The organism is Chloracidobacterium sp. D, from assembly GCF_018304685.1.
Classification (GTDB): domain Bacteria; phylum Acidobacteriota; class Blastocatellia; order Chloracidobacteriales; family Chloracidobacteriaceae; genus Chloracidobacterium; species Chloracidobacterium thermophilum.
In genome coordinates this window covers 2126502-2151080 of the sequence record NZ_CP072634.1, presented here as the reverse complement: position 1 = coordinate 2151080, position 24579 = coordinate 2126502, and the positions used below count along the sequence as shown (strand labels likewise).

Annotated in this window: 20 protein-coding genes; 13 read left to right on the top strand and 7 right to left on the bottom strand. The window is 63.2% G+C overall.

Translation table 11 applies throughout. The features are described 5' to 3' along the window. The first annotated feature begins 102 nt into the window (after positions 1–102). The 4 genes from J8C01_RS09055 to J8C01_RS09040 all read left to right on the top strand — a co-directional run bounded on the left by J8C01_RS09055 (position 103) and on the right by J8C01_RS09040 (position 4698). Positions 103–516, top strand: coding sequence for an ATP-binding protein (locus J8C01_RS09055; protein ID WP_014100319.1), 414 nt, complete (start codon positions 103–105; stop codon positions 514–516). A 79-nt stretch (positions 517–595) separates the two neighbouring features. Then, positions 596–937 carry an STAS domain-containing protein gene (locus tag J8C01_RS09050; protein WP_014100318.1) on the top strand — a complete coding sequence of 114 codons (342 nt, stop codon included), beginning with the start codon at positions 596–598 and terminating at the stop codon, positions 935–937. 53 nt (positions 938–990) lie between these two features. After that, positions 991–2793, top strand: a complete 1803-nt coding sequence (locus J8C01_RS09045; RefSeq protein WP_211431696.1) for a GAF domain-containing SpoIIE family protein phosphatase — start codon at positions 991–993, stop codon at positions 2791–2793. A gap of 24 nt (positions 2794–2817) precedes the next feature. Next, complete coding sequence (locus J8C01_RS09040; protein ID WP_211431695.1) at positions 2818–4698, top strand: hypothetical protein; 1881 nt, start codon at positions 2818–2820, stop codon at positions 4696–4698. 22 nt (positions 4699–4720) lie between these two features. Here J8C01_RS09040 and J8C01_RS09035 read toward each other — a convergent pair whose 3' ends face one another. Then, complete coding sequence (locus J8C01_RS09035; RefSeq protein ID WP_014100315.1) at positions 4721–5182, bottom strand: MerR family transcriptional regulator; 462 nt, start codon at positions 5180–5182, stop codon at positions 4721–4723. Between the two features lie 177 nt (positions 5183–5359). Here J8C01_RS09035 and J8C01_RS09030 point away from each other — a divergent pair, with 177 nt between their 5' ends. From J8C01_RS09030 to groL, 5 genes are all read left to right on the top strand, one after another. Next, positions 5360–5875: a glutaredoxin family protein gene (locus J8C01_RS09030; RefSeq protein ID WP_211431694.1), complete on the top strand. Its 516-nt coding sequence runs from the start codon at positions 5360–5362 to the stop codon at positions 5873–5875. Between the two features lie 51 nt (positions 5876–5926). Further along, positions 5927–7192 carry a beta-ketoacyl-ACP synthase II gene (fabF, locus tag J8C01_RS09025; RefSeq protein ID WP_211431693.1) on the top strand — a complete coding sequence of 422 codons (1266 nt, stop codon included), beginning with the start codon at positions 5927–5929 and terminating at the stop codon, positions 7190–7192. Between the two features lie 5 nt (positions 7193–7197). Continuing rightward, on the top strand, positions 7198–7905 hold the full coding sequence (locus J8C01_RS09020; protein WP_014100312.1) for a DUF1361 domain-containing protein: 708 nt from the start codon (positions 7198–7200) through the stop codon (positions 7903–7905). A 159-nt stretch (positions 7906–8064) separates the two neighbouring features. Further along, entirely contained in the window at positions 8065–8382 is a 318-nt protein-coding gene (gene groES / locus J8C01_RS09015; protein WP_014100311.1) for a co-chaperone GroES, read from the top strand. Positions 8383–8539: 157 nt separating this feature from the next. Further along, positions 8540–10168 carry a chaperonin GroEL gene (groL, locus tag J8C01_RS09010; RefSeq protein ID WP_014100310.1) on the top strand — a complete coding sequence of 543 codons (1629 nt, stop codon included), beginning with the start codon at positions 8540–8542 and terminating at the stop codon, positions 10166–10168. 251 nt (positions 10169–10419) lie between these two features. Here groL and J8C01_RS09005 read toward each other — a convergent pair whose 3' ends face one another. Continuing rightward, positions 10420–15363, bottom strand: coding sequence for a S8 family serine peptidase (locus J8C01_RS09005; RefSeq protein WP_211431692.1), 4944 nt, complete (start codon positions 15361–15363; stop codon positions 10420–10422). Positions 15364–15747: 384 nt separating this feature from the next. On the opposite strand from J8C01_RS09005, the gene J8C01_RS09000 reads away from it, so the two are divergent. From J8C01_RS09000 to J8C01_RS08990, 3 genes are read left to right on the top strand one after another with little or no spacing between them, the layout of a single operon-like run. Further along, on the top strand, positions 15748–18324 hold the full coding sequence (locus J8C01_RS09000) for an LPS-assembly protein LptD (protein ID WP_211431691.1): 2577 nt from the start codon (positions 15748–15750) through the stop codon (positions 18322–18324). 32 nt (positions 18325–18356) lie between these two features. Continuing rightward, positions 18357–19781 carry a sensor histidine kinase gene (locus J8C01_RS08995; RefSeq protein ID WP_211431690.1) on the top strand — a complete coding sequence of 475 codons (1425 nt, stop codon included), beginning with the start codon at positions 18357–18359 and terminating at the stop codon, positions 19779–19781. Positions 19782–19793: 12 nt separating this feature from the next. Continuing rightward, a complete protein-coding gene (locus tag J8C01_RS08990; RefSeq protein ID WP_211431689.1) occupies positions 19794–20786 on the top strand; it encodes an ATP-binding response regulator in 993 nt (330 codons plus the stop codon). 4 nt (positions 20787–20790) lie between these two features. On the opposite strand, the gene J8C01_RS08985 is transcribed toward J8C01_RS08990, so the two are convergent. The 4 genes from J8C01_RS08985 to J8C01_RS08970 form a co-directional block, all read right to left on the bottom strand. Next, positions 20791–21597: a ParA family protein gene (locus J8C01_RS08985; protein WP_211431688.1), complete on the bottom strand. Its 807-nt coding sequence runs from the start codon at positions 21595–21597 to the stop codon at positions 20791–20793. 18 nt (positions 21598–21615) lie between these two features. Beyond that, entirely contained in the window at positions 21616–22038 is a 423-nt protein-coding gene (locus J8C01_RS08980) for a hypothetical protein (RefSeq protein WP_211431687.1), read from the bottom strand. Between the two features lie 7 nt (positions 22039–22045). Continuing rightward, positions 22046–22639, bottom strand: coding sequence for a hypothetical protein (locus J8C01_RS08975; RefSeq protein ID WP_211431686.1), 594 nt, complete (start codon positions 22637–22639; stop codon positions 22046–22048). A 166-nt stretch (positions 22640–22805) separates the two neighbouring features. After that, positions 22806–23540 carry a hypothetical protein gene (locus J8C01_RS08970; RefSeq protein ID WP_211431685.1) on the bottom strand — a complete coding sequence of 245 codons (735 nt, stop codon included), beginning with the start codon at positions 23538–23540 and terminating at the stop codon, positions 22806–22808. A 50-nt stretch (positions 23541–23590) separates the two neighbouring features. On the opposite strand from J8C01_RS08970, the gene J8C01_RS08965 reads away from it, so the two are divergent. Then, entirely contained in the window at positions 23591–24136 is a 546-nt protein-coding gene (locus tag J8C01_RS08965; protein ID WP_014100301.1) for a gamma carbonic anhydrase family protein, read from the top strand. On the opposite strand, the gene J8C01_RS08960 is transcribed toward J8C01_RS08965, so the two are convergent. Continuing rightward, positions 24115–24573 (bottom strand): hypothetical protein, encoded by a 459-nt coding sequence (locus J8C01_RS08960; RefSeq protein WP_211431684.1) that lies wholly within the window; start codon positions 24571–24573, stop codon positions 24115–24117. The genes J8C01_RS08965 and J8C01_RS08960 overlap by 22 nt on opposite strands. Positions 24574–24579: the final 6 nt, after the last annotated feature.

Sequence of the window (24579 nt, the reverse complement as noted above, 5' to 3'; positions counted from 1 at the left end):
GGCATGGCTTTGCGCATCCGCAGGAGCATGGTGCATGATGACATTGTCAGGTGATGCGCCCTGTTGTTTCCCCTTCACTTTGCTGCCCCGGTGAGGCTTCCGATGAGTGCCAACGTCCCAAAGCGCATTGAGCTTGAAATTCCTATTGCTCACGACAATGAACTGGAGGCCGCCCGGGTGGCAGAGCAGTTGGCAACAGAGATACACCTTGGGCCCGACTGTCTGGCTGAAATCAAGATGGCGCTGGTCGAGGGCATTCTCAATGCGTTCGAGCACAGTGGCAGCACCATCCCCAAAGTGCGGGTCGAGTTTGCCGTCCATGACGAAGAACTTGAAGTGGTGGTGCAGGATTTCGGACAGGGCTTTGACCCTTCGGAGCGGCCCAGCCTGCGCCCACTACAACGGCGTGGCTACGGACGCATGCTGATGGAAAGTCTGATGGATGACGTGAAGTATTTCACGAGTCCCCAGGGAACACGGCTGGTGATGAAAAAACGCCTGCCAAAGTGCGCCTGACCCGCAGCTTCCCTGCGGTTCGCCAGCCCTGGCGCAGTACGCCTTGCCCATCACCCTCCTGATATTCGATACAAACCTTATGAGCGAAGTTTTCAAAGTTACGAGTCGCCAGGCTGGAAAATTCATCGTCATTACCGTCGAAGGCTACATCAACAACCTTGCCGGTGAGCGCATTCTGGATGAATTCAACCGCTGGACGGCCGAAGGCTACCGCCACTTCGTGCTCAATCTTGAAAAGACCCAGCTTGTCAACAGCATCGGGATTTCGATCCTGATTGAAATGATCGAGAAAGCCCAGGAACTTCAGGGTTCCATCGCCTTTTGCTGCCTGTTGCCCATCATTGCCAAGACATTCAAAATCATGGGCCTGACCCAGTACGCCCAAGTCTATGAAACCGAAGCCGAAGCCCTGGCCGGTTAGCCGGATGGCGGGGTGTCATCTGATCAGAACTGTCACGTACCAGGAACGCCACGATGTCGTTACCCTCCACGGCCACACCCAATTCGTCGCTTGCCATCAGTGAAGACCGCATCGAACGCCTGCTCTACAGCCTGTCCGCCCTGGCCGATATTGGCGAAGCCACCACGGCCGGGGGGAGCTTCGAGACGACGGCCCGGGAACTGCTCCATCTGATTCTGGGGACCCTGGCAATCTCAAAAGGGGCGATTCTGCTTTACGATACGGCTTCCGAACAACTCCGCCCGCTGGTGGCGCGCGGCATTGAGTCGCCGCCGTCCATCCCCCTTCCGGCAAATGTGGTGGAACGGCTGCGCCTGTCTATGAAGCCGCTCGACCTGCTTGCCAAGGACCAGGTACTAACGGATTTGGTGCGGAAAGCACCGGACGCCTTTGCGGCCCTGCAGGCGCGGCTCTGGGTGCCGTTGGCGGTTGGCGGCCGGCTCGTCGGAGTGCTCAGCCTGAGTGACAAGTTTGGCCGAAGCGATTACACATCGGATGACTTGCAGTTGCTGGCGACGATGGCCCAGCACGCTTCCCTGGCCCTCTATAACTTCCAGATCATTGGCGAGCTTCAGGAAGCCAACTTCCGGCTCAAGCGCAAAGTGCTGGAAATGCAGTCCCTCTATGACGTGGGGCTGGCCATTGGGGCGCTCCATGAGCTGGACCCGATGGCCAATGAAATCATCCAGCGGGCAGTGATGCTGCTCGATGCCAGCGCGGGCGTGCTGTTTTCCCTGGAGAAGGAAGGGTTGCGCGTGGCCGCCTCGTTTGGGATGTACGCCGAATATCCCCCCAAGGCGCTGCTACCACTTGACCAGGTGCGGCCGCGGGCCATTCACGAAATTGTCATTGCCGAACAGCGCGGCTGCCGACTCAACGAGCGGGAACAGGGCGGCGCGCGAAACTATGCCATCCTGCCGCTCATCGTCAGCGGACAGGTGGTGGGGGCGCTCATGGTCTGTGACAAACAGACCCGCGAAGGTTATGCCCCCTTTACCGAGGAAGATGAACAGTTTTTGCTGGCGCTTGCCACGCAGGCGGCCATTGCCATCGAAAATGCGCGGCTGCACCAGGAAGCCATTGAAAAAGAGCGCATCGAGAAGGAACTGGAAGTCGCTGCGGCCATTCAGAAGCGTATCCTGCCGGATACCTCGCCGGTGTTCGATACGGTCGAAACCATCGGCGTAAACATTTCCTGCCGCCAGGTCGGCGGGGACTACTACGACTACATCTGCTTTGATGAACCCAAACTGGGTCTTGTCATTGCTGACGTATCGGGCAAGGGAACGCCGGCCGCCCTGCTTGTCTCCACGTTGCAGGCCAGTTTCCGGGCGCTGGTGGAAAGCCACGACCTGGCGGAAACGGTGACGCGCCTGAACAAGGTCATTTACAAAGCGTCGCCCTCGTATAACTACATCACTTTCTTTTACGGCGTCTTGGACCTTGAAACCCGGCGTTTCCGCTCGATCAATGCCGGACACAACGATCCGCTCCTGTACCGCCCGCGAACGGGTGAGTGGCAGACGTTTGGAAGCGGTGGCTTCTGCTTGGGGATGTTTGACTGGGGAACCTACGAAGTGCAGGAAACCCAGCTTGAGCCGGGAGACTTGTTGTTTCTCTACACGGATGGTGTGACCGAATCCACGAATGAGCAGGGCGAGGAATTTGGCGAGGAGCGGGTTCGGGCGTTGCTTGCCGAAACCGCACACCTGCCCCTTGCCGAGATTTCGGCCCGGCTGTCGGCCGCCATTCGGGATTTCGTGGGGGCCGCCCCCCAGCACGATGACCTGACCTACGTCCTGGCGCGGGTGAAGTAAGACCAGCCGGAGGGGAGCCTGTATATGCGTCGTGTGTTCCGGTTGAGCCGCCCGGCTTGGGGTGGCATCGTTCTCCTGCTGGTCGCCACGGGAACGCTGCTGGGCGTGACGGGGCATCTGGTGTCCGGGCAGGACGGTCTGGCCCTGGCGCGTCTCCTGCCAAAAGGCGCACTGGCTTACGTTCAGGCGCGTGACCTCGGCAAACTGCTCGCGCAGTGGCGTGCGTCATCCGTACACGACCGCTACTACGCCAGCGACAGCTTCCGCGCCTTTCGCCGGTCACGGCTCTGGGCCAAACTCAATGAGCGCATCCGGGAGTTTGAAGAGGGCGTGGGCGTCACCCTCACAGAAGACACCGTGATGCAAATGGCCGGCAAAGCCACGGCGATTGCCCTGTATGACATGGGCAAGCTCGAACTGGTGTTTGTCACCGAGTTGTCCGCCCAGCAGGCGGCCGCAACGCCCCTGCTGGCCCGCAAGGCCACCTTTGAAGCACGTACGACGGCGGCCGGACAGCCCTACCTTGTGCGTGAACTGGCGACGGATGGCGGCCGGCTGCGCCAGGGGCTATGCGTCGCCACGCCGCCCGGCAAGCTGGTGGTGGCCACCAGTGAAGCGCTCATGCAGCGGACGCTCGACAACCTGGACGGCAAAGGCGATGACCACGTGTTAGCGTCCATGGGCCCGACACTGGCGGCGGCGCAGGGGTTTACGCCCCATGACGTAACGCTGTGGACCGATCTGCCACGTCTGCGCCAGCAGCCCTACTTTGGCTACTACTGGGTGCATGGAGCAAAAGCTCCGGGGCTGGATGAGGTTGAAGCCACGCTGGCTGACCTTGAATTGACTTCCGAGGGGCTTGTGGAGCGCCGCTGGTCACTGACTTCCGGGCGCGCCGTTCCGGCCGCGTTCACGCCCCAGCAGCAGCCGGTGGTGGCACGTCTGCTGAATGCCTCGCCCTTTGCCGTCGTTGAAACCCTGCCGGTTGACGCGGGCAACGTCCCGGCGCAGATTGCTGTGGGCATTCTGTTTCCGCTGCCGCGCCCGGTGGCGGCTTCTGACCTGCCACGGATTCGGGTCATTGAGGACACCGCTTCCAGTACGGCCCGCCGTGGGCGTTACGAGCGTCTGGATGAACGCTTTGACCGGGATGTGGATGACCCCGATGCCTTGTCTTCACGTCCGCCTGCACGTCAGGCAGCCGGCACCCGCCCACCCGATCCGCTGGAGTCCGAACTCACCAGCCTGTTCCGGTCGGCCCAACCGGCCTGCCTGGCCTGGCTTGGGGAAACCACAGCGGAAGGCAGCGCGCCGTTTGTGACGTTCGAGCGCGCGCTGGCGCTGCACTGCCGGCGGCCGTTCGATACAAAGGCGTACGAGGCAGCGCTGGCACGGGCCATCGCGCGGCGGTACTTCGTCGCCGGCACCACGCCGCCAGTGACTTGGGAGGTCACGTCCACGGGCGTCGTCGTGCCGCGTACGGCCGTGCCGCTCGAACGCTGTGGAGCCTATTTCGTCAGCGGTGACCTGGTGGTAATGGCCAGTTCGGCCGACTATGCCAGGCGGCTCAAAGCGCGGCTGGACGGTACGGCGGGCGGAGCGGCCGTCCGTCCGGCCAGTAACCTGACCGGAACGTACCGGCAGGCGACGGTTCGCCTGCGGGCGCTGGCGCCGGATTACCAGCGGGCTTTGCGCTTGATTGATGCTCCCGGTGCATCGGGGCTGGAGCCGCTGGAAGGTGAAGCGGACGATGCGTCGGTGCCCTTCATGGGGCAGAACATCCCGTCGCTGTTGACCGTCGTGGAGGCGTTTGATGTCGTCACGATGGAGTCGGCGGCAGCCGGGCGCGTGCGGATGGAACGGGTAAGCTATGCCTTCCGGCCGGCGGCAACTGCCGGCGGGTAAACCTTCCCTGAACGGGAACAGACTAACGTGGGGCGTTGCGAAGCAGCGTGAGGATGTCCTCCAGTCCCGTCCGAATCTGCCGGAGCGTGGCCAGCGCCTCACTGGGCGTGAGGGTTGCTTTGGGAGTGGGCGGGGTCTCTTCAGCCGGGCCGGTGTCCGCCGTCGTTTCGGCGGGGCGTTCAATGGGAACGACTTTGAGCCGACCGGCTGCGGCCCGTTCGGCCGAAAGCCGTTTTTTGGCTCCGGCAATGGTAAAGCCTTCGTCTTCACGGAGGGTTTTGATCCGCAGGGCGATTTCGACATCCTTGCGCCGGTAGAGGCGCTGTCCGGCGGCGCTCTTCTGGGGAGCAAGTTGGGGAAATTCCTGTTCCCAGTAGCGCAGGACATGGGGTTCGACGCCGACGATCTCGCACACTTCGCCGATTTTGAAGTACAACTTGTCGGGAATGGAAACTTTCCCGCGCGGCGTCTCGATGGTATGCACGGTTCTTCGACCTTCGGAGGAATACGCCATACCCGACCTCTCGACGTGAGAACGAAGAAAGTGAAAGTATCGCCCGGTAATAGCTGAATGTTAGGCTCGATCCCCTTGGGCGTCAACGATTTCGATTGCCATACCTGATGGCCGGCGGCCGCGCCGGAAGCAAAAAGGCAGGAACCCATGCTCGATGAAATGGTTTACATCTACGACGACGGCACCCACGCAGCGGAAGTGGGTCAGCTTCAGGCTTTTTTTCAGGGTCTCGATGTGAATTTCAAAGTTCTGGACATCACACAGGATGAGGCCGCACGCCAGACCGTGGCCGCCTGGAAGGACGTGGCTGAAGCCGGTTTTCCGATTGTGCGGATTGGTGAAAAAATTCGCGCGCTGTTTTTCAAGGCCAACCCCAACACGCTGGCACCGGCCTATGCGCCGGGCGTGGGCGTGCCGTTGACCGGCGAGCCGGTCAACGTGTACAGCGCCGGGTGGTGTCCCGACTGCCGCCACCTGGAGAGCTATCTGACAGCCGCTGGCACGCCCTACACCAAAACCGACATTGAACAAACGGACGGCGCGCCGGAGCAGATCATCCGGTGGAGCGGTGGGCGGCGCGTGGTGCCGACCGTCAAGGTGGGGACGGCGGCGCTGCTGTTCAATCCCCCGCCACAGACGCTGGGGCGTCTGCTTGGCGTCTGAAGCCCTTGACCTGCCCCCATTGGCTGTGGGGGCAAGATTCCTTGATAGCACATGCCTTCTGAAACCATGGCGACTTCCCCCCAGAAACGACGTGTGGTGGTGACTGGCATCGGGCTGGTCACGCCTATCGGCAACACGCGCGAGGAAAACTGGCAGGCACTTCTGTCCGGGCGCTCCGGCGCCGGTCCCATTACGCACTTTGATGCCAGTGGTTACGACGTTCGCTTTGCCGCGGAGGTCAAGAACTTTGACCCGCGACAGTTCTTTGACGCCCGTGAGGTCAAGCGCACTGCGCCTTACATCCAGTATGCTGTGGCGGCGGCCGATGAGGCGCTGGCCGACAGCCGGCTTGACCTGACACGCCTTGACCGACAGCGGTGTGGCGTCTATGTCAGCAGCGGGATTGGCGGCTTCAATGTCATCGAACGTGAGCATGCCCGCCTGCTCGACGAGGGGCCGCGCCACATTTCGCCGTACTTCATGATTGCCTTTCTCATCAATATGGCCGCCGGACACATTTCCATCCGGCACGGTCTGCAGGGGCCGCTGGGAGCCACGGCCACGGCCTGCGCGGCCAGCGTGCACGCCATCGGTGAGGCGTTCCGCCTGATCCAGCGTGGGGAAGCCGAGGTGATGGTGTGCGGCGGCACGGAAGGAGCCATCACGCCCATGGGCGTGAGCGGCTTTTCGGCGGCGAAGGCAATGTCCACGCGCAATGACGATCCCCAGCGCGCCTCGCGTCCGTTCGATGCCCAGCGGGATGGGTTTCTGCTGGGGGAGGGGGCGGGTATCCTTGTGCTGGAAGCCTATGACCATGCGGTGGCCCGGGGCGCGTCCATGTATGCCGAACTGGTAGGGTACGGCATGAGCGGAGATGCCCACCACATCACGGCTCCGGCCCCGGAAGGCGAAGGCATGTACCGGATGATGCTGGCCACCCTGCACGATGCCGGCGTCGCCCCGGAGCAGGTGGACTACATCAACGCCCACGGGACTTCGACACCCTACAACGACAAATTCGAGACGCTTGCCATCAAACGGGCTTTTGGTGCGCATGCCTACCGGCTGGCCGTCAGCTCGACGAAATCCATGACCGGTCATACGCTGGGAGCGGCCGGCGGCATTGAAGCCTGCTACAGCGCCCTGGCCGTGGCGCGCCAGGTGATTCCACCGACCATCAACTACGAGACCCCCGACCCGGAATGCGACCTCGACTACACGCCCAACGAGCCGCGGCCGGCAGCGCTCAACTATGTGCTGTCCAATGCGGCCGGTTTTGGGGGGACGAACGGGGGCCTGCTGTTCAAGCGGGTGTGATACGGATGCCGGCCGACCGGACTGTGGGTGGCCCGGCGGCCCGGCACGGGCGGCGCTGGTGGCCGCTGCTGGCAGCGCTGGGGCTGGCCCTGCTGTGGTGTCTGGGGTTGCTGGTCGTCCGGTGGCGGCTGACCAACCACCTACGCTACACCTTTCTCATGTGGAATCTCTTTTTGGCCGCCGTGCCGCTTGGCTTGGCCTTTGGGCTGTCCTGTGTCCGGCAGCGGCTGATCGGTGTGGGGCTACTGACCGGATGGCTGCTCTTTCTTCCCAACGCGCCCTACGTCTTCACGGATTTCATCCATCTGTCGCCCTATGGACGCGCGCCAATGTGGTTCGATGTGCTGCTTTTGGCTTCCTTTGCGCTGACGGCGCTGTGGTTGGGGCTGGTTTCACTGCATCTCGTTCACGAGTGGGTTGAGCAGCACTTTTCACCGCTGGCGGGCTGGGGCGTGGTGCTGCTGGCCTGTCCGCTGTCCGGCTTTGGAGTGTATCTGGGGCGGTTTGGACGGTGGAACAGTTGGGATGTGCTGCACCGTCCTGTGGCTCTGCTGGCCGATGTGGTGGCGCAGTTGTCCACGCCCGCAGACGCCCTTCGGATTGGGGCGGTGACGTTCGGCTTCGGCGGGTTGCTGGTGGTGGCCTATCTCATCTGGTGGGCGCAGGGCGCCTGGCAACGGCGGCCGGTACCTTCTGCGCCCCCATCGCAGTAGGGCCGGTCGGCCTTGGCGGGGGCAGCCACCGGAAACGCCGGTGATATGTTCCCTCTTGACAGCCGCGAACGCTGCGCTATATTAGCACTCGCAGGGCGCGGGTGCTAATCCGCGTCGCTATCATACGTCGAATCAACATTTAGGCAAGGAGTAAGCAATATGGCTGCGACGATTCGTCCGTTGTATGACCGCGTGATCGTCAAACGCATCGCCGAGACGGAGCAGGTCCGTGGAGGCATCATCATCCCCGACACGGCCAAGGAAAAGCCCCAGGAAGGGGAAGTCATCGCCGTAGGCAGTGGGAAGCTGCGGGATGACGGCAGCCGGACGCCGTTGGATGTCAAGGTCGGCGACCGGGTGCTGTTTGGCAAGTATTCCGGCTCGGAAGTCAAGATTGATGGCGAAGAGTTTCTCATCATGCGTGAGGACGAAATTCTGGGCATTATCGAAGGGAAAGGCCAAGCTGCTGCCAAGTGATGGTTCGACACAACGGGCAAGTCCACTCAAGGGCTTGCCCGTTGGAGTGTTCGGGCTGACCACCAACGCTGGAACCGCCACCACTGGCAGCAATCTGTAGAGGATTCTCAAGGAAAGAGGATTCTCAAGGAAATACGTTTCAAGGAGTACATCGGTTATGGCAAAGCAAGTCATTCATGGTGAAGAGTCGCGGCAGGCCATTCTGCGGGGCGTCAATCAGCTCGCGGATGCGGTCAAAGTCACGCTTGGCCCCAAGGGCCGCAATGTGGTCATCGAGAAGAAGTTTGGCAGCCCCACCATCACCAAGGACGGGGTGACGGTCGCCAAGGAAATTGAACTCAAGGATGCCCTCGAAAACGCCGGTGCGCAGATGGTGCGCGAAGTGGCGTCCAAGACCTCGGATGTCGCGGGCGACGGGACAACGACGGCCACCGTTCTCGCCCAGGCCATTTTCCGCGAAGGTGCGCGGCTGGTCGCCGCTGGGCACAACCCGATGGCCCTCAAACGGGGTATTGATCGGGCCGTAGATGCCGCCGTGAACTGCATCAAGGGCATGGCCAAACCTGTCCAGGGTGAAGCCATCGCTCAGGTGGGGACGATCTCGGCCAATGGTGACAAGCAGATTGGCGAAATCATTGCCGAGGCCATGAAGAAAGTCGGCAAGGATGGCGTCATCACGGTTGAGGAGTCGAAGTCGCTCGAAACCACGCTCGAAGTTGTCGAGGGGATGCAGTTTGACCGTGGCTATCTGTCGCCGTATTTCGTGACCGACGCCGAGCGGATGGAAGCCACGCTCGAAAATGCGCTCATTCTCATCCACGAGAAGAAGATCAGCGCCATGAAGGACCTGCTGCCGCTGCTCGAACAGGTGGCACGGCAGGGCAAACCGCTGCTCATCATTGCTGAGGACGTGGATGGTGAGGCGCTGGCGACACTGGTGGTCAACAAGCTGCGCGGCACGTTGCAGGTCTGCGCGGTCAAGGCACCGGGCTTCGGTGATCGGCGCAAGGCGATGCTCGAAGACATTGCCGTGTTGACCGGCGGGCAGGTCATCAGCGAAGACCTCGGTATCAAGCTGGAGAACGTCAAGCTCGAAGACCTCGGTCGCGCCAAGCGGGTGACGGTTGACAAGGACAACACGACCATCGTTGAAGGCGCTGGCAAGCCCGAGAAGATCAAAGCCCGCGTGGAGCAGATTCGCGTCCAGATTGAAAACACCACCTCTGACTACGACCGCGAGAAGCTGCAGGAGCGGTTGGCCAAGCTGGTCGGCGGCGTGGCCGTCATCAAGGTGGGCGCGGCGACGGAAACGGCGCTCAAGGAAAAGAAAGCCCGCGTTGAAGACGCCATGCATGCCACCCGTGCCGCCGTTGAAGAAGGCATCGTGCCGGGCGGTGGTGTGGCGCTGCTGCGCGCCCAGAAAGCCCTTGAAAACATTCAGCTGGGCGAGGATGAAGAACGCTTTGGCGTTCAGATTGTCCGCCGTGCGCTCGAAGAACCGCTCCGGCAGATCGCCATCAACGCTGGTCTTGAAGGGGCGGTGGTTGTCAACCGGGTGGCCAGTGAGTCGTCCGAAAGCTTTGGCTTCAATGCCGCGACGGGCGAGTTTGAAGACCTTGTCAACGCTGGTGTCATTGACCCGGCCAAGGTGACGCGCACGGCGCTTCAGAATGCGGCTTCCATTGCCGGCCTGATGCTGACGACGGAAGCCCTCATCACCGAACTGCCCGAAGAAAAGAAGGCGGGTGGTGCACCGGGCAATATGTCAGGGATGGGTGACTATTGATCCCCATAGACCCTTGGGGTTGTCCTCCGTGGCGGCGTCGCGTGACGCCGCCACTTTTTTTGCCTGCGTTACCTGTTCCGGTGGCCAGGGTTTGGCTGGCCAGCGCCGGGAGCACACACCACGAAAAAGCAGGTCACAAAAAAAGCCGGCCACGAAAAAAGGCGGTCACATCCATTCTGGACGTGACCGCCGGGTGAGGGCCGGGTGAAGCCGTGGAAGGCTCACCCGGTGGTTTGAGGGTCGGTTACGGTTCAGCGCCGTCCCGCGCCCGGCGCGCGCTGTGGCCGCGCGGCCGTGTCCGGGAGCATACGCGGCGCTTTCACCTGCGCCGGGTCAATTTCGATTTTCAGGGGTTGAACGGCCAGGGCCGGCTCGTGCTCCCGTGTCAACTCGGCGCTGGTGGCACAACCCAGGACGTTGACGAAGAAGCGGAAGCGCCGTACCGACGGCATGGCAATCTTGAACGTGACGTTGATGCTCTGCCCAGGCGTCAGGATGACGCTCTGAGGCAGTGACTGAACGGAACCAGCCAGCCCGCCGCTGGTGCAGGTTGCCCCGTCAGCCGTGATCAGCCGGAAGGGAACGCCCGGTGGCGGCCCGCCCGACTCCTGGAGTTCGACCACCTGGAAGCCAGCCAACGACACCGTCTGCGTGCTGATGTTCTTGAACACCGCATTGGCAACGAAGTCGTTGCTGTAGCCGAACGCACCACAGGTCGGCGCCACAACCGTGCTCGAAGTTACCGTCAGCGACACACTCGGATTGATGACCGAAGGCACGCAGGGTGCCGTAGCCGTCCCGCAGATGACGAACGGGAAGTCAACCGGCACGCCAGCGCCAGTGTCAATCACGGTTGCCCAGCTTGTGCCGTTACGTTGACGCCCGTTTTCCGTCCCGTTGAAGACGGCGCGCGGTGGGTAGAAGAGTGCGCCGCTGGGCGGCGTCAGCGTCCACTCAAGCCAGTAGGTGCCCGCCGCCAGGGTTGCCGGGAAGGACGCCGGCCAGTTCACCGTGGTGGCAAAGATGGGACGCTGGTTGTTGGTCAGCGTTGTATTCAGAACGCGATACACACCGCTGAAGACGTTGGTGGTGATGGTGGCCGGTGTCAAAGGAGTCAACGCGGTGCCGGTGCCACCCGGAGGCCCATTCCACAGCCGGAGCTGGACGCCGGTAATCGGCGAGGGACTGGTGGGCGAGCCGGTCTGGTAGGCGTAGAGGGTGACGGACGAGGGCGTCCAGGTCGAACCACCCGGCACGGTGAAGTCCTCCGCCAGGGCAAAATCGGTGGTGGATGTCACCGCAAACCCAAATACCCCAAATGGCGGCGCGAGAATACTGATGGGAGCACCGCCAAAACCACCGGTCGGCAGGCTCGCAATACCACCATTGGTGAAGATGGGGGTCGTACAGGCCTGCGGCGGCACCGGTGGCACAGCCGCTGCAATGACCTGGATGATGTAGTTGCGGTCGGTGATACAGCCGTTGGCATCGGTGACACGCACTGTAAAGGCGTACGTTCCAAGGGCTGTTGGCGTGCCGGAAACAACACCGGTCGTGGGATTGAGCGACAGTCCGGGCGGCAGGGTGCCGCTTGTGAGGCCAAAGGTGTAGGGGCCGGTCGTGCCACTGGCCGTTATGGTTTGTGTGTAGGGATCGCCAATCAGGGCGTTGGCCAGCGTGGGCGGGTTCACCACCGGACTGCTGCAGCAGCAGACGTAGCCATTGTTGCCCGTCGTGGTGATGCTGATGGACCAGCCGCCAGCGATGTTGCCGGCATCACCACCGACGAAGTCCTGCACGAACAGTTCCCACGTCCCGTTCGGGGCTGTGCCGTTGAAGACGTTCAGGGTGCCGGGATAGGGCGGCGGTGGCAGCGGAGCCGCGAAGGTCCGTGTCCCGCCGTTGTTGTTGGGCCGATAGGTCCCACTGGCCGGGAACCCGGTTGTCGGCAGGGCCGTGGCGGCGTCCTGATCAAAGGTGTAGGTGCGGCCGGTCACACCGCCGGAACCCCCGATGGCATTGTTGAACAGCACACAAATCTGGCCGCCCGGACTGCGCAGGGCCACCCCCACGTCGCTGGGCCAAGTGTGGTTGAAGTTGTTGATGGTCACCGTCACCTTGGTGATGGTACCGGTCAGACCCGATACCGAAACCGTGGATGGGTAAGGCGTGGCGGTCCCGAGGGCCGGAATGGTGATGGCCGCCGGGTTGCTGAACGTGGGTGGGTTGAAGATACCGAGGCGGAACGTGTAGGGGATCGGCCCGTAGGTATTCACGCCGTCGGTCAGGGTGAGGTTGAGGGTAAGCAGGTCGCCGCAGCCGGCTGTTACGGTAAAGCTGAAGTCAGCCGTGCCGGTACCGCCCGGCGCAATGGAGGGTACGCTCTGGCTGGCTGGCGTGATGCCACTCGCGCCACTGCTGGTCAGCGTCGCCGTCAGCGCCCCGGTCGCCGCGCCGCCGCCGTTTTCAACGATGAAGCGCACCGTGGCCGTTTCACCCGGAATGAGGATGCCGTTGGCTGGTGTGCAGCTTTCGGCCAGGATTGTGGACCCGGCCGCGCCCAGAACCGGCACGGGAGATGTCGGCGTGGCATTGTAGATGACCAGCGCATAATCCTGATCGAGGGGGTGGCTGTCGCCGGGCACGCCATCGCCGGCAATGTTGAAGGCGCGCACCTGAACGGTCACGGGCGTCCCGGCCGGGTAGCTGCCTGCCGGAAGGAAAACACTCTCGACGTTGTTGAGGCGGTCAAATGCACCGCCGGGGATGGAGTTGGCCCCGGAGAAGTTGTTGCCGCGATAGAGGTCACTGCCGACGGCAACCTGAAGGTCGAGGTCATTGACAAGACGCGGGCCGCTGCCGGTGGTGGCGCCGGGAACATCCGTCCACGCCAGCGTGATGCGCAGCGGGCCGGAGGCCGGAAAGGCCACGGTTTGAATCCGAACCTGTCCACTCGCCGTGAATTTGTCCGCCGGAACCTGGTCGCGGAGCACCCGTGGGGCGCTGTCAAATGCGCGGTTAAGCGCCATGCGGCCCATGCCCTGGTTGTTTGACCAGAGCGTGTCTCCCGCGCCCGTGCCCGTCATGTACTGGGCGGAGTTCATCAGATACGCCTTGGTCATTGCCGGGCTGGGCGCGGTGCCGTTGAAGGGCGGGCCGGGGTTGTTGAGGAAATACTGCCGGACGAGCGCCGCACCACCTGCAACCGCCGGACAAGCAAAGCTCGTTCCGGTCGAGGCCCGATAATAGCCGGTCGTTCCGGTCAGGAGGGAGCTCGTCACACAGGGATCAGGGTTGCCGGAGCCGGTTGGGTCGGGTGTGCCAAGCTGGAGCACCCCCCCGGAAACCGTTGTCCCTGGCGCCACCAGGTCGGGCTTCCGGCGCCCGTCGGCGCAAGGTCCGCGGCTTGAAAAGCTGGCCATGTTTTCGGCATTCTCACCGGCGCTGCGGGTGTTTTGACTGCCACCCACCGTAATGACGTTCTTCGCGGTGCCCGGTGAACCAACCGTTTGGGCCCCGGGGCCGTCGTTGCCGGCAGCAAACACGATGACCATTTCCTGGTTGCCCGGTGTCGGGTGAGCCGATCCTGGTTGCTGAGCATCACGCACGAGAAAGTCGTAGGCTTGTGAGCTCGTGTTGTACGCGCCGGAGACCGCCGCGCCCCAACTGTTTGAGCTGATGCGCGCACCGTACTGGTATGACCGCGCAAGCATGTCGTTGAAGTTGGGGTTGGTAAATCCGCCTGTGACACCGTTGTTGCCGAAGATAGCCGAGCTGCCAATCCGCACGAAGGGAGCCACGCCCAGACCGTAGTAGAAGTTCGGGGAGGCACTTTCGGCGTGGGGCAGGGCGCGGGGCAGTGACGCCGGCACATTGCCGCCGATGATATGTGCGCAGAGCGTTCCGTGGCCGATACGGCAACCACGCACGTCAACGGCCGCTGGCACTGGGAAGGTTGTGCTTTCCCACTTGGCATACACCAGCCGGCTTGGTTGCGAGATGTTACCGGCGCGGTAGAGCGCGAAGTGGGTGGTGTTGAGGCCGCTGTTCGTGTGATTGGGCGGCCCGCCCGGCGGAGGTGTGGTCGAACCGGCAACCGTGTTCCCGATGTCCACCATTTCGTCACCGACATCCACCGCGAAATCCGAGGTGAAGGTCGAGTTGAGGGCCGGGAAACCGGCTGCCGTCAGAAACGTGGCATAGGGCGTTGAAAGGTTCGGGATGCCACCCGTCAGGCTGTTGATGAGAATCTGGTTCTGCCGTTCATCGAGCAGGGTCGGCTCGGTGTAGGGCATGATGGAAATCACGTCTTCCTGCGCCGCCAGCGTCATCAAGGCGCTGGAAGGCAGTTCCACGATGAAGTTCACGAAATCGGCAATCTGATACTTCTGGACGGCCGGTTTGCCGACGAAGCTTTCCGCCAGTTGGATGGTCTCCCGGTTGGTGTCCGGGTCGGCGACGAGCTGCACGGCATACCGCTGTGTGCCCTGCGGGGCAACATCCGCCGTGGCTGGATCGAGTTTGAACGCGCCAAGGTAGGGGCCGTCCCACTGCTTGAAGCTTCCCGATCCGTCACGGGTGTCAGCCGCCCGGCGCGTGTCCTCACCCAACCGGGAGACGCGCTCGAGGCTGGCCGTGTCGCCATAGACGAGATAGGCATTGTGCGGCAGGTAGTTGATGATTCGGACGCCGGTGCTCTGCAGGGCGGCAAACCATTCGGGCCGCACCGGGCCGGCAAACTGGACGACGTGAAGGCGCTTGCCGCTGCCAAGGCGCTGCCGTTCCTGCGCCAGTTCCCGCGCCCCACGGGAGGTGGTGTTGATGGGCACATTCAGGTGGACGACGTTGAACTCGTCGGCCATCTCGATACCGGCAATGTTTCCAAAGGCGGAAGTGTTGTCGCTGCCGGTGCGATAGAGTTGGAATGTTCCGTAGTCAGCCACCAGTTGCGCCCCCAGGCGTTCAGCCTGCGCGCGTGCGCCGGCAGTCCGGGTGATGAACTTGTGACCGTACGTTTCAGCCGTGAAATCATACGGAGCGGCCAGTTGAAAGCGCCGCCCTTTGCCCGTGTCGGTTGGCGGGGCGCTGCTGACCCGTACGAGCGGCAGTGCCGTCAATCCGGCCAGTGCCGCCGTTGCCACCAGTCCTGCCAGCCACTTGGCGCGCTGTGGACGACGTTGCGAGGTCGAAGACATTGGCAGATTTCCTTTCAAATCAGAGTGGAGATAGCGGGGTTGAATCCTCTTCCCGGTTGGGAAGAAGGTGAATGTGCAACCCTGTCTGGCGACAGGCGTGACCGGCGGTTCACCAGAGCCGGGACAGTTGCCAGAGACGAGGTAGCACCATATTCAGGGAGTCCGTGCGTTTTTTAACTTAAGTTCAGATGATAGAAACAGAAAAGTCTGCTCAGCGCAATCGGGTTCAGTGCAATCGGGCTGAACATCCATCGGTGCGGGGAATATCCGGCGCTGCCGGGCAGGTCCGAATGACTTTGCACTTCAAACGGCGGGCCGCTTTGGCCTAGAGTCGCGGCGACTCGGATACATGCCTGATACTTGCGCGCCTTTATTACTGACGCGATGACCCTGTTTCGCACTGCCGGCTGGACCGGACTGCTCTGGTTGGCCCTGACCCTGCCCGCCGCCGCCCAATACATCCCACCCCCGGCCGCCCTGCCGCCGCCCCCGCCACCCGAAGCCGCCGCGCCCGTCATTGTCGTCGGGCCGCCGGGAACACCCGCTTCACCCCAGGCGCTGCCACTTCCCCCGACATCGCAGCCGGCAGCGCCGGGCACACCCGGCGGACAAGTCCGCCCCGGCACAACGCCCGGAGCCACAGTCCAGATTGACGCCGATGAACAGCGCCGCGTGGGCACGACGCTCTACGCCGATGGCTATGTCGTCATCACGTACGACGGCGCGCGGCTCCAAGCCGACCACGTGGTGTACGACGAAACCAGCGGTGACGCCCGCGCTGAAGGCAATGTCATCTATGACCCACAACCCAACCAGCGCCTGACCGCGCGGCGGGCCGAAGTCAATGTGCGCAGCAAAACCGGAACGTTCTACGACGTGACCGGCTACACCGACCAGACCGCCGACGGCGGGCTGCTGGCCTTTACCGCCGCGCGGGTGGAACGCACCGGACGCGATACCTACATCCTCTATGAAGCCAAGCTGACTTCCTGCTGCGAAGACACCGTTCCGCTCTGGACGGTGACGGCCCGCGAGGCGCGCATCCGGGTCAACGACTACGCTTCGGCGCGCCGGGCTGCCTTTCGCATCAAGGGAACACCCATTCTGCCGTTGCCATACGTGGCGCTGCCCATTGACCGCCGGGAACGGAAATCCGGCTTTCTTCTGCCGACGCTCGGCAACAACACCCTGCAGGGGCGGATCATCGGGCTGGGCTACTACCAGACGCTGGGCGACAGCGCCGACCTGACCCTGCAGGGCGATCTGTACAGCGCGCGGGGTCTCGGCTTTGGTGCCACCCTGCGCGCGGCGCTGGCAGAGGATTCCTTCATCCGGCTGGGCACCTACACCGTGGCCGACCGCCTGTTTGGACGGCCCGGCGTCAACCAGGGCGGGACGCTGTTCTTTGCCAAAGCCATCAACCACTTTGCCAACGGCTTCGTCGGCGTGGCCGATGTCAACTACACGTCGAGCTTTGACTTCCGCGCCATTTTCGGCAACACCTTCGAGGATGCCTTCAACCCGGAGTCGAAAATCGTTCTGCACCTGACCCGGCAGACGCCGACGTTTGGCTTCCGCACGCTTTACGAAAACCGGACGACACGGGTGAACATTCCCCAGGGCGCGAGCGGCTCAACGCTGGTTGAGTTTTCGATTCGCAAAAGCCCCGCGCTGAACTTCGACTGGCTGCCCACCTATCTCGGCCGCTTTGCCGGTCTGACCTGGTATGCCGGCGGCGAAGCGAGTCTGGCCGGGATGCGCCGGACGGAAACCCGTACTGATACGAACCAGCGCACCTTCACCACGCCGGAGTTCGTGCAGCGCCTGGATGCCGCGCCGCGCCTGACGGCGCTGCTGCCCGATCTGGGCGGCTGGAGCATCACGCCGACGCTGGGCGTCCGGGCCACCTACTACGGCGCGACGTTCGATCCCGAAACAACCTTCACGCCGCGTCCGCCGCTGGCCTTTGGTCTGCCGTCGCCGCCGTCCGTGGTGCCGCCGGGGACGCGCCTGGGGACATCCGGCGAATCGCTGTTCCGGCGGTTCGTGGACTTTGCGCTCGAAGTCCGTCCGCCGGCCCTTGGGCGGACCTTCTACGCCAGGGATGGCCGGGCCCGTTTCAGGCACGTCATCGAATCGGCGGTCATCTACCGGCGGGTGGCCGGTATCGAGGACTTTCCACGCATCCTGCGTTTCGATGCCCTCGATGTCTTTGCCAACACAAACGAGCTGGAGTATTCGGTCGTCAACCGCCTGCTGGCGCCGGTCCGCGATGAGACCGGGCAGACGCGCCAGGCGCGGGAGGTGCTGAGCCTGACCATCAGCCAGAAATACTTTTTCGACCCGACCTTTGGCGGCGCGCTCGTGCCGGGCCAGCGCAACCAGATTGCGCCGCTGCTGACCTTCAGCGGCTTTGCCTACGGCGGCGTCGGGCGGCGCTTTTCGCCTGTCAACGTCAAGCTGCGCGTGATGCCCCAGTCCACCTTTGCCGCCGACCTGCGCCTGGATTTCGATCCGGTGCTGGGTGGTGTGCGCAGCTTTGGGTTTACCGGCGGGCTGTACCGGCGGCGCTTCCAACTGAGCCAGACCTGGTACTACAGCCAGCCGCGCCGGCTGGCCGACGGACAACCGGAGCCGGGCACGTTCACCGGCAGCCAGTCCTTTACGAATCTGGCGCTGGGCGACCCGACGCGGGGGCTTTTCGGCAGCGCCGCCGTGGCCTATGATTTCTCCCGATCTCCAAGCCCAACCACCGGCCGTCTTCAGCAAAAAGGGCTGATTTTCACGTCGTTTTCACTGGGTTATGCCTTCCGTTGCGCGGCTGTGCAGGTCAACTACGCAAGCGTCAACCTGGGCGTGGCCAGCGCCGGACGCCTGACCTTCACCTTTGCCCTGCGTGGACTGGGAACGTTCGGCACGCAGCCGGACCAGAACGCCGGCAGCCGCATCCGGAATCTGTGAAGGGCATCGGCGCAAGCCATGGATTGACCGCTATGCTGGAGTTCATTCTACGTTCCGTTGGTGAAGGCATTCCCGGCACGTTGTTCTGCCACGACCTGAACCAGCGGATCAGGTTTTTCAATGATGCCTTTGCCTCCCAATATCTGCGGCTGACCGGGCGTGTGCCGCAACTGGGTGAGCCAACGGTTGATTTCCTGCCTGACCCGGAATTACGTGCGGAAATAGAGAAATATCGCCGGCGGGCCGCAGCCGGCGAACCGGTCACGGCCGAATACACGGTGCACTTTGGGGAAGCCGTTGAAATCTGGGAAATCCACTGCCGGCCTGTGCGGGACGATCAGGGGCAGGTCATCGGCATTCTGGCGTGGGGCCAGGATGTCACTGCCCGGAAGCAGGAACGGGAATTTTTGCAGCGGCTGGAAGTCATCCTTGCGCAGATGCAGGATGCCGTGCTCGTCACCGAAGCCTGGCCGATTGACGCGGCTGAAGGCGGGCCGCGCATTCTCTACGTCAACGAAGCCTTCGAGCGCATGACGGGCTACACGCGGGCGGAAGTCATCGGTCAGACGCCGCGCATCCTGCAGGGGCCGCGCACCCGGCGTGAAGAACTCGACCGGCTGCGGGCCGCACTCGAACAGTGGCAGCCGGTTCGGGTCGAACTCGTCAACTACCGCAAGGACGGGCGGGAATTCCTCGTGGACATCAGCCTCTCGCCGGTCAGGGACCCGACCGGGAAGGTCGTCTGCTGGGTGGCCATTCAGCGGGATGTTACGCGGGAAAAGGCCATGGTGGCCATCCTGCAGGATGCCCAGGATGCCCTTGAGGAACGGCAGGTGCTGCTTCAGGAAGTGCACCACCGGGTGAAAAACAACTTCCAGACCATCATCAGCCTGCTGGAGTTGCAGGCGGTGCATCTCGAACAGCCCGGCTTCGACCGTCTTCTGCACGACATGGCTTCGCGCATCCGGGCCATGGCGCTCATTCACGAGCAGCTTTACCAGCAAAGCGACTTCAGCCACGTGCTGCTGGACGAGCTGTGTGCTTCGCTGGCGGCGCACATGCAGCAGGTGTTTCCGGCGGCATCCGTCCGGGTGGAGGTGCGGCCGGGGCAGGTGGCCCTGCCGCTCAACGTGGCCGTGCCGGTGGCGCTCATCGTTCACGAACTGCTGCTGAACGCTTTCAAGCACGGCATTCCTGCCGGGGCGCACCACATTGCCGTTCAGTTCCGGCGCACGGCCGATGCGGTCACCATCGAGGTCATTGACGATGGCCGGTATCATCCGCCAGACTTGCCGGCGCAACTGGAGAACAGTCGGCACTTCGGGGTGCGGATAGTGCGGCTGCTGGCGCGACAACTGCACGGGCGCGTGGATTTCATGCCGGAGCCGGGCCGCTTCTGCGCTGCCCTGACGTTTCCACTTGGACCGGATGAAGGTGGAGAGCCGAACCATCACTGAAAAGATTTTGCCATGTGTTTGAGTAGCCGGCGGGTCGTTATCGTCGAGGATGAAATCCTGATTGCCGAGGCACTTCGTCTGCGGCTGGAAAGAATGGGCTGCGAGGTGGTCGGCACTGTGGACAGTGGGGAGGAGGCCCTGAATCTTGTGGCGAACACCACACCCGACCTCGTGCTCATGGACATCCGCCTGGCGGGCCCGATGGATGGCATCACGGCCGGCGAGCACATCCACAGCCGCTTCGGGCTGCCGGTCGTCTATCTGACGGCCAACAGCGACCCGGAAACCATCGAGCGTGTCATCAGCAGCCAGCCCTACGGTTACATTTCCAAGCCCATTGACGATGCCACGCTGCGGTCAACGCTCAGCATTGCATTCCAGAAATCCGAGCTGGAGCGCACCTACCGGCGGCGCGAACGGCACTATCTGTCAATGCTGGCGAAGCTGGAATCAGCCGTTTTCGTGCTGGATGCGGCCGGGCGGGTGTGCTTTCTCAATCCGGCAGCCATGACGCTGACCGGTATCGAAGCCGGTAACCCGGACAATTTCTTGGTGCACGAGGTGCTGAGTTTCGTCAATGAAGCCGGCGAGCGGCTTGACCCGGTGGGTCAGTGCCTGACGCTGCGGCAGGAAGTCATCCTTGACCACGTGTGGTGCCAAACCCGCGCCGGGAAACGTGTCCACGTACAGGTGGATGTCATCCCGATTCCAGAGGAGCCGGCGGCAGAGTCCGGCAGCGATAAGCTGGATGTGGTCCTGCTGCTGCACGCCCTGCCGCTGACTTCGCTTCAGACGGGCCTGCCTGAATTCATCCGGGTGTGCGCCTACTGCCGCGACATCATGGAGCGGGACGCCAGCGGCCAGACGGTCACGGTCCGGTTCGAGACCTACTTCCGGCGGATGTGCAACTACCAGTTCACGCACGGTATCTGCCCCAACTGCCGCAGCGCCTTCTTCAAGTCCAAAAAACCGGCATCGTCTCCGGGCGGCGCTGACGAAGCCTGACGGGTCAGCCCGACATGGCGTAGCCGACTTCTTCCGGCAGCCGCATGATGATTTCACGCCCAAGCTGAATATAAGCCTGTGCGCCGGCGGCGCGGGTCTTGAGGGTGACAGCCGGAGCGCCGACGGCAAACGACAGGGACAGTTCCTCGTGGCGCGGAATAACAGTGTCAAAGACGAGTTCGCCGGGGAAGGCTTCGCGCACCTGCCGGACGACATCGGCGGCCGCGCCCTGGCGCTCGTCATACATCGTCAGCAGGATGCCTTCGATGGCCAGGCGCGGGTTGTACTGGGTCTTGATCTGGACAATACGGCGCAACAGCGGCGGCAGGGTGCGCAGGCTCAGTGGCTCGCACTGGATGGGCAGGATGAGGCCATCGGCGGCCACGATGGCGCTGGTTGTTACAGCACCGAGGCCGGCGGGGGTGTCCAGCAGCACGAGCTGGGGTGAAAAGTCCGGCGTAGTGAAGTGCGGCAGCAGGCGGGCCAGCCAGGTGACATCCTGCTCAAAGGTGCGTTCATAACTTTCCAGCGCGTGGTCGCTGGTGAAGCGGCCGGAAAGCACGACCGACAACTCCGAGCGGTTGGTGAGCACGAGCGCCTCGGAAGGGCGTCCCTGATGCAGCAGGACATCTTCGAGGGTGACGCCGGCATAGTCATCCAGCCCGACGCCAAACCGTACGCCGTTCTGTACGTCAAGGTCCACGAGCAGCGTCGGAATGCCCATGGCCGCCACGTAAGCGGCCAGATTGGTGCAGGTCGTCGTCTTTCCAACGCCTCCTTTGAGACTCACTACGGCCAGCGTTTTCGGCATGACAACCCCGTGACAAGCCTACGTGGTGGAAAGGTTGGCGTTGGGCAGTGGGCGCACAACACGCCGGAAGAACTCCGCCACGGTTTCCCCGCCCGAACCAGCCCTGCCGTCCGGCAGGTTCGGCGCATGCTGCGGGGAAGTGTGCAGCGTCAGTTGTACCTGCCCGGCATGGGTGGTGACCAGTTCCCGGATGACTGTTCCCGGAAATGCCGGCGGTGGCCTGTCCGGCGCGGGCCCGGCTGGAGAGGGCAGGCCCGGCTCCGTGACGGGCGTCATGGTGAGGCTTTCGTTCGCGGGCCGGGCATCGTTGGTGGCCTGTTCATCCCAGTCCGCCGGAGCTTCCGGGGCGCTGCCGGGGTAGGTCGGCCGTGCGTCCGTGGGCATGCTGAGAATCTGCTGCAAAAGCTGGGCGGCCTCATCGGTTTCCGTAAAACGCGCCATGGCTGGTTCACTGGGCCGTCTCGTCGGCGAGACGCTTGAGAATGTCGTGGGGTGCGAGGTGATAGGTGAGCCAGGCATACACCTTGCGGACGATGCCGGCTTCACCAACGACAAAACAGCAGTAGTGGGCGTGGCTGGCCAGGCAACTGATTTCCACACTTTCCTGGGTCTGCCCGGTTTGTTGGGTCAGAAGTTCGGCGAACAGACCGGCAAAGAAGTCATCCACGGGGCTGTCGGCCGGGCCCTCCATGCGCAGCGCCATGGCGATGGGCGAGTCGTAGTGGTTGATGACCGTCGCCGGGCCCAGCGGGATGGCATCAAAGCGGCCCCAGCCGGCATTGGCAAACCATTCGTCCCAGACCTGCAGGCGGCGGCTGATGGACGCCGGGGTTGCTCCGGTCGGATGCACATCATCCGGGTCGCAGGCCTGCTCGCAGGCGAGACGTGCTCCCGTAAACCGGCCCAGGCGATAGAGCGTGCGGGCCACATCATCCGGCAGACGCTGGCGGAGTGTCCGGTGCAGGGCAAGAACCAGGTCGGCTGTCCACCACAGGGCAGGCGGAGAGGTCACTGGCAAGGGCAGGGCGGCGGGTACGGTCATAGGCCGTGGGCAGCGTCAGAAACGCGCCGCGCAGAAGTCGGAAGCGGCAGAGCGTACAGGTCAAGGGTACATCGGAAACCGGAAGATACCACACCTGCCCGGCCGGAAACCAAGCCGATAAAAGGCAGGGCGTCGGGTGTGGCCAGGGAGTTTCAGGCAGGGAGTTTCAGGCTGGCGGATGCAGCGGGCCGAAGTGCCATTCCCAGAGAAAGGCCCGCGTCCAGACTTCGCCGGCCTTGGGCGCCAGCAGGGCATAGCCCGGCGAATGGGCGGCATGGTGCTGTTTGTAGGCGGTTACGGCCGGATGTTCGTATCCGGCCTGCGCATGGGCCAGCTCCGGTCGGTAAAGGTTCCCGGCCGTGGCCTGCAGATAGGCTTCAAACGCCTGCTGCATCACGGCGAGCCGCGTCAGGTCGCCGGAAGTAAACAGCGCCCAAGCTTCCCGAATTTCGGCAAACCACGGCGGCAGGTCGTCCGGCAGGGGCAGGGCGTCGGCATAGCGGGCGTGGAGCGGCATCAGGACAGACCGGGCGCGTTCCCGCAGCCGGTCCGCTTCGTTGCCCACGCATTCAACGTCGAGCACGAGCACGTGGGCGCGGTCGCCCAGAATGACCCACTCACATGCAAAGACAGGCAACCGGTCGGGGCTGGCCGTCGGATAGACCATCAGCGTGGCCACATCGGCCAGCGCCGTCTGGATGCGCGCATAGCGGGCACTCAGGCGGCCGCCGGCAAGCTGCCAGCCGTCGGCCGTGACCCACAGCCGTTTGGTCCCTTCACCAAACACAGCCCGGCGAAACTCATCCGGGCGCGCTTCGCGTTGCCAGTCAAGGTCGCCGAGCCGGGTTTCAGCCATGGGCAGCGTCCATCCGACGACATCTTTGGGCTTGGCTTCCAGCATAGGTTGGCCTGTAGGCTAAGGGTGATACATCCAAATCAGCAAAGGTGGTTATGGCCATTCTCGCTTTTCAGCAGACCTTTCCAAAACTGGCCGGTGGGGTGTACGTCGCACCGTCGGCGGATGTCATCGGGGATGTCGAACTTGGTGCGGATGTCAGCATCTGGTTTCACTGTACGGTGCGCGGCGATGTCAACGACATCCGCATCGGGCGGGAGACGAACATCCAGGACAACAGCGTGCTTCATGTGACGGGCGGGCAGTTTCCGCTGCGCATTGGGCAGGGCGTGGTCGTTGGGCATCGCGTCATTGCGCACGGCTGCACCATTGGCGACCACTGCCTGATAGGGATGGGCGCGATCATTCTCGATGGCGCGGTCATTGGCGAAGGCAGCATCGTGGCCGCCGGAGCGGTCGTCCCGGAAGGGATGGTGGTGCCGGCCGGGATGCTCGTTGCCGGTGTGCCGGCGAAGGTCAAGCGTCCCGTCACCGACGTGGAGCGCGCCCGGATTGCCGAAGGCGTCCGGCACTACGTTGAACTCAAGAACATCTACCTGCACGCGGCCGCGCCGGGGCGTTATGCCACACCCGGTACGTAGCCGTCTCCGGAGGGCGCTCCGTAGGGCAGACTGCGGAAAAACCAGATGTAGAGCACCAGCAGGCCGAGGTAGATGAGCGTGAAGAGACCGCCCATCAGCCACGTCAGCATCGCGCCGATGATGGCGCGTCCCAGCGGCGCCCGGAACACCACGGCAAAGGCGATGATCTGTCCCAGAAAGAGCAGGGGGAACTTGATAAGCCACGACACCGGCGCCAGAAACGCCACGATGAGCAACCCGATGTCCACGGCCCGCGCCGCCGCCGCCTGCCGGAAGGTGGCTTCGCGCATGCCTGTGGCCTGGATGGCGAAGCGGTAGGACCAGAGCGTGAACAGGGAATAGGTCACATAGAAAACGATGAAGTAGGTCCAGATGCGCATCCAGGGAATGCCCGGAAGCCAGGGTAAGAGCCAGGGTGGAAGCCATGTTTCCGACATAGGGGC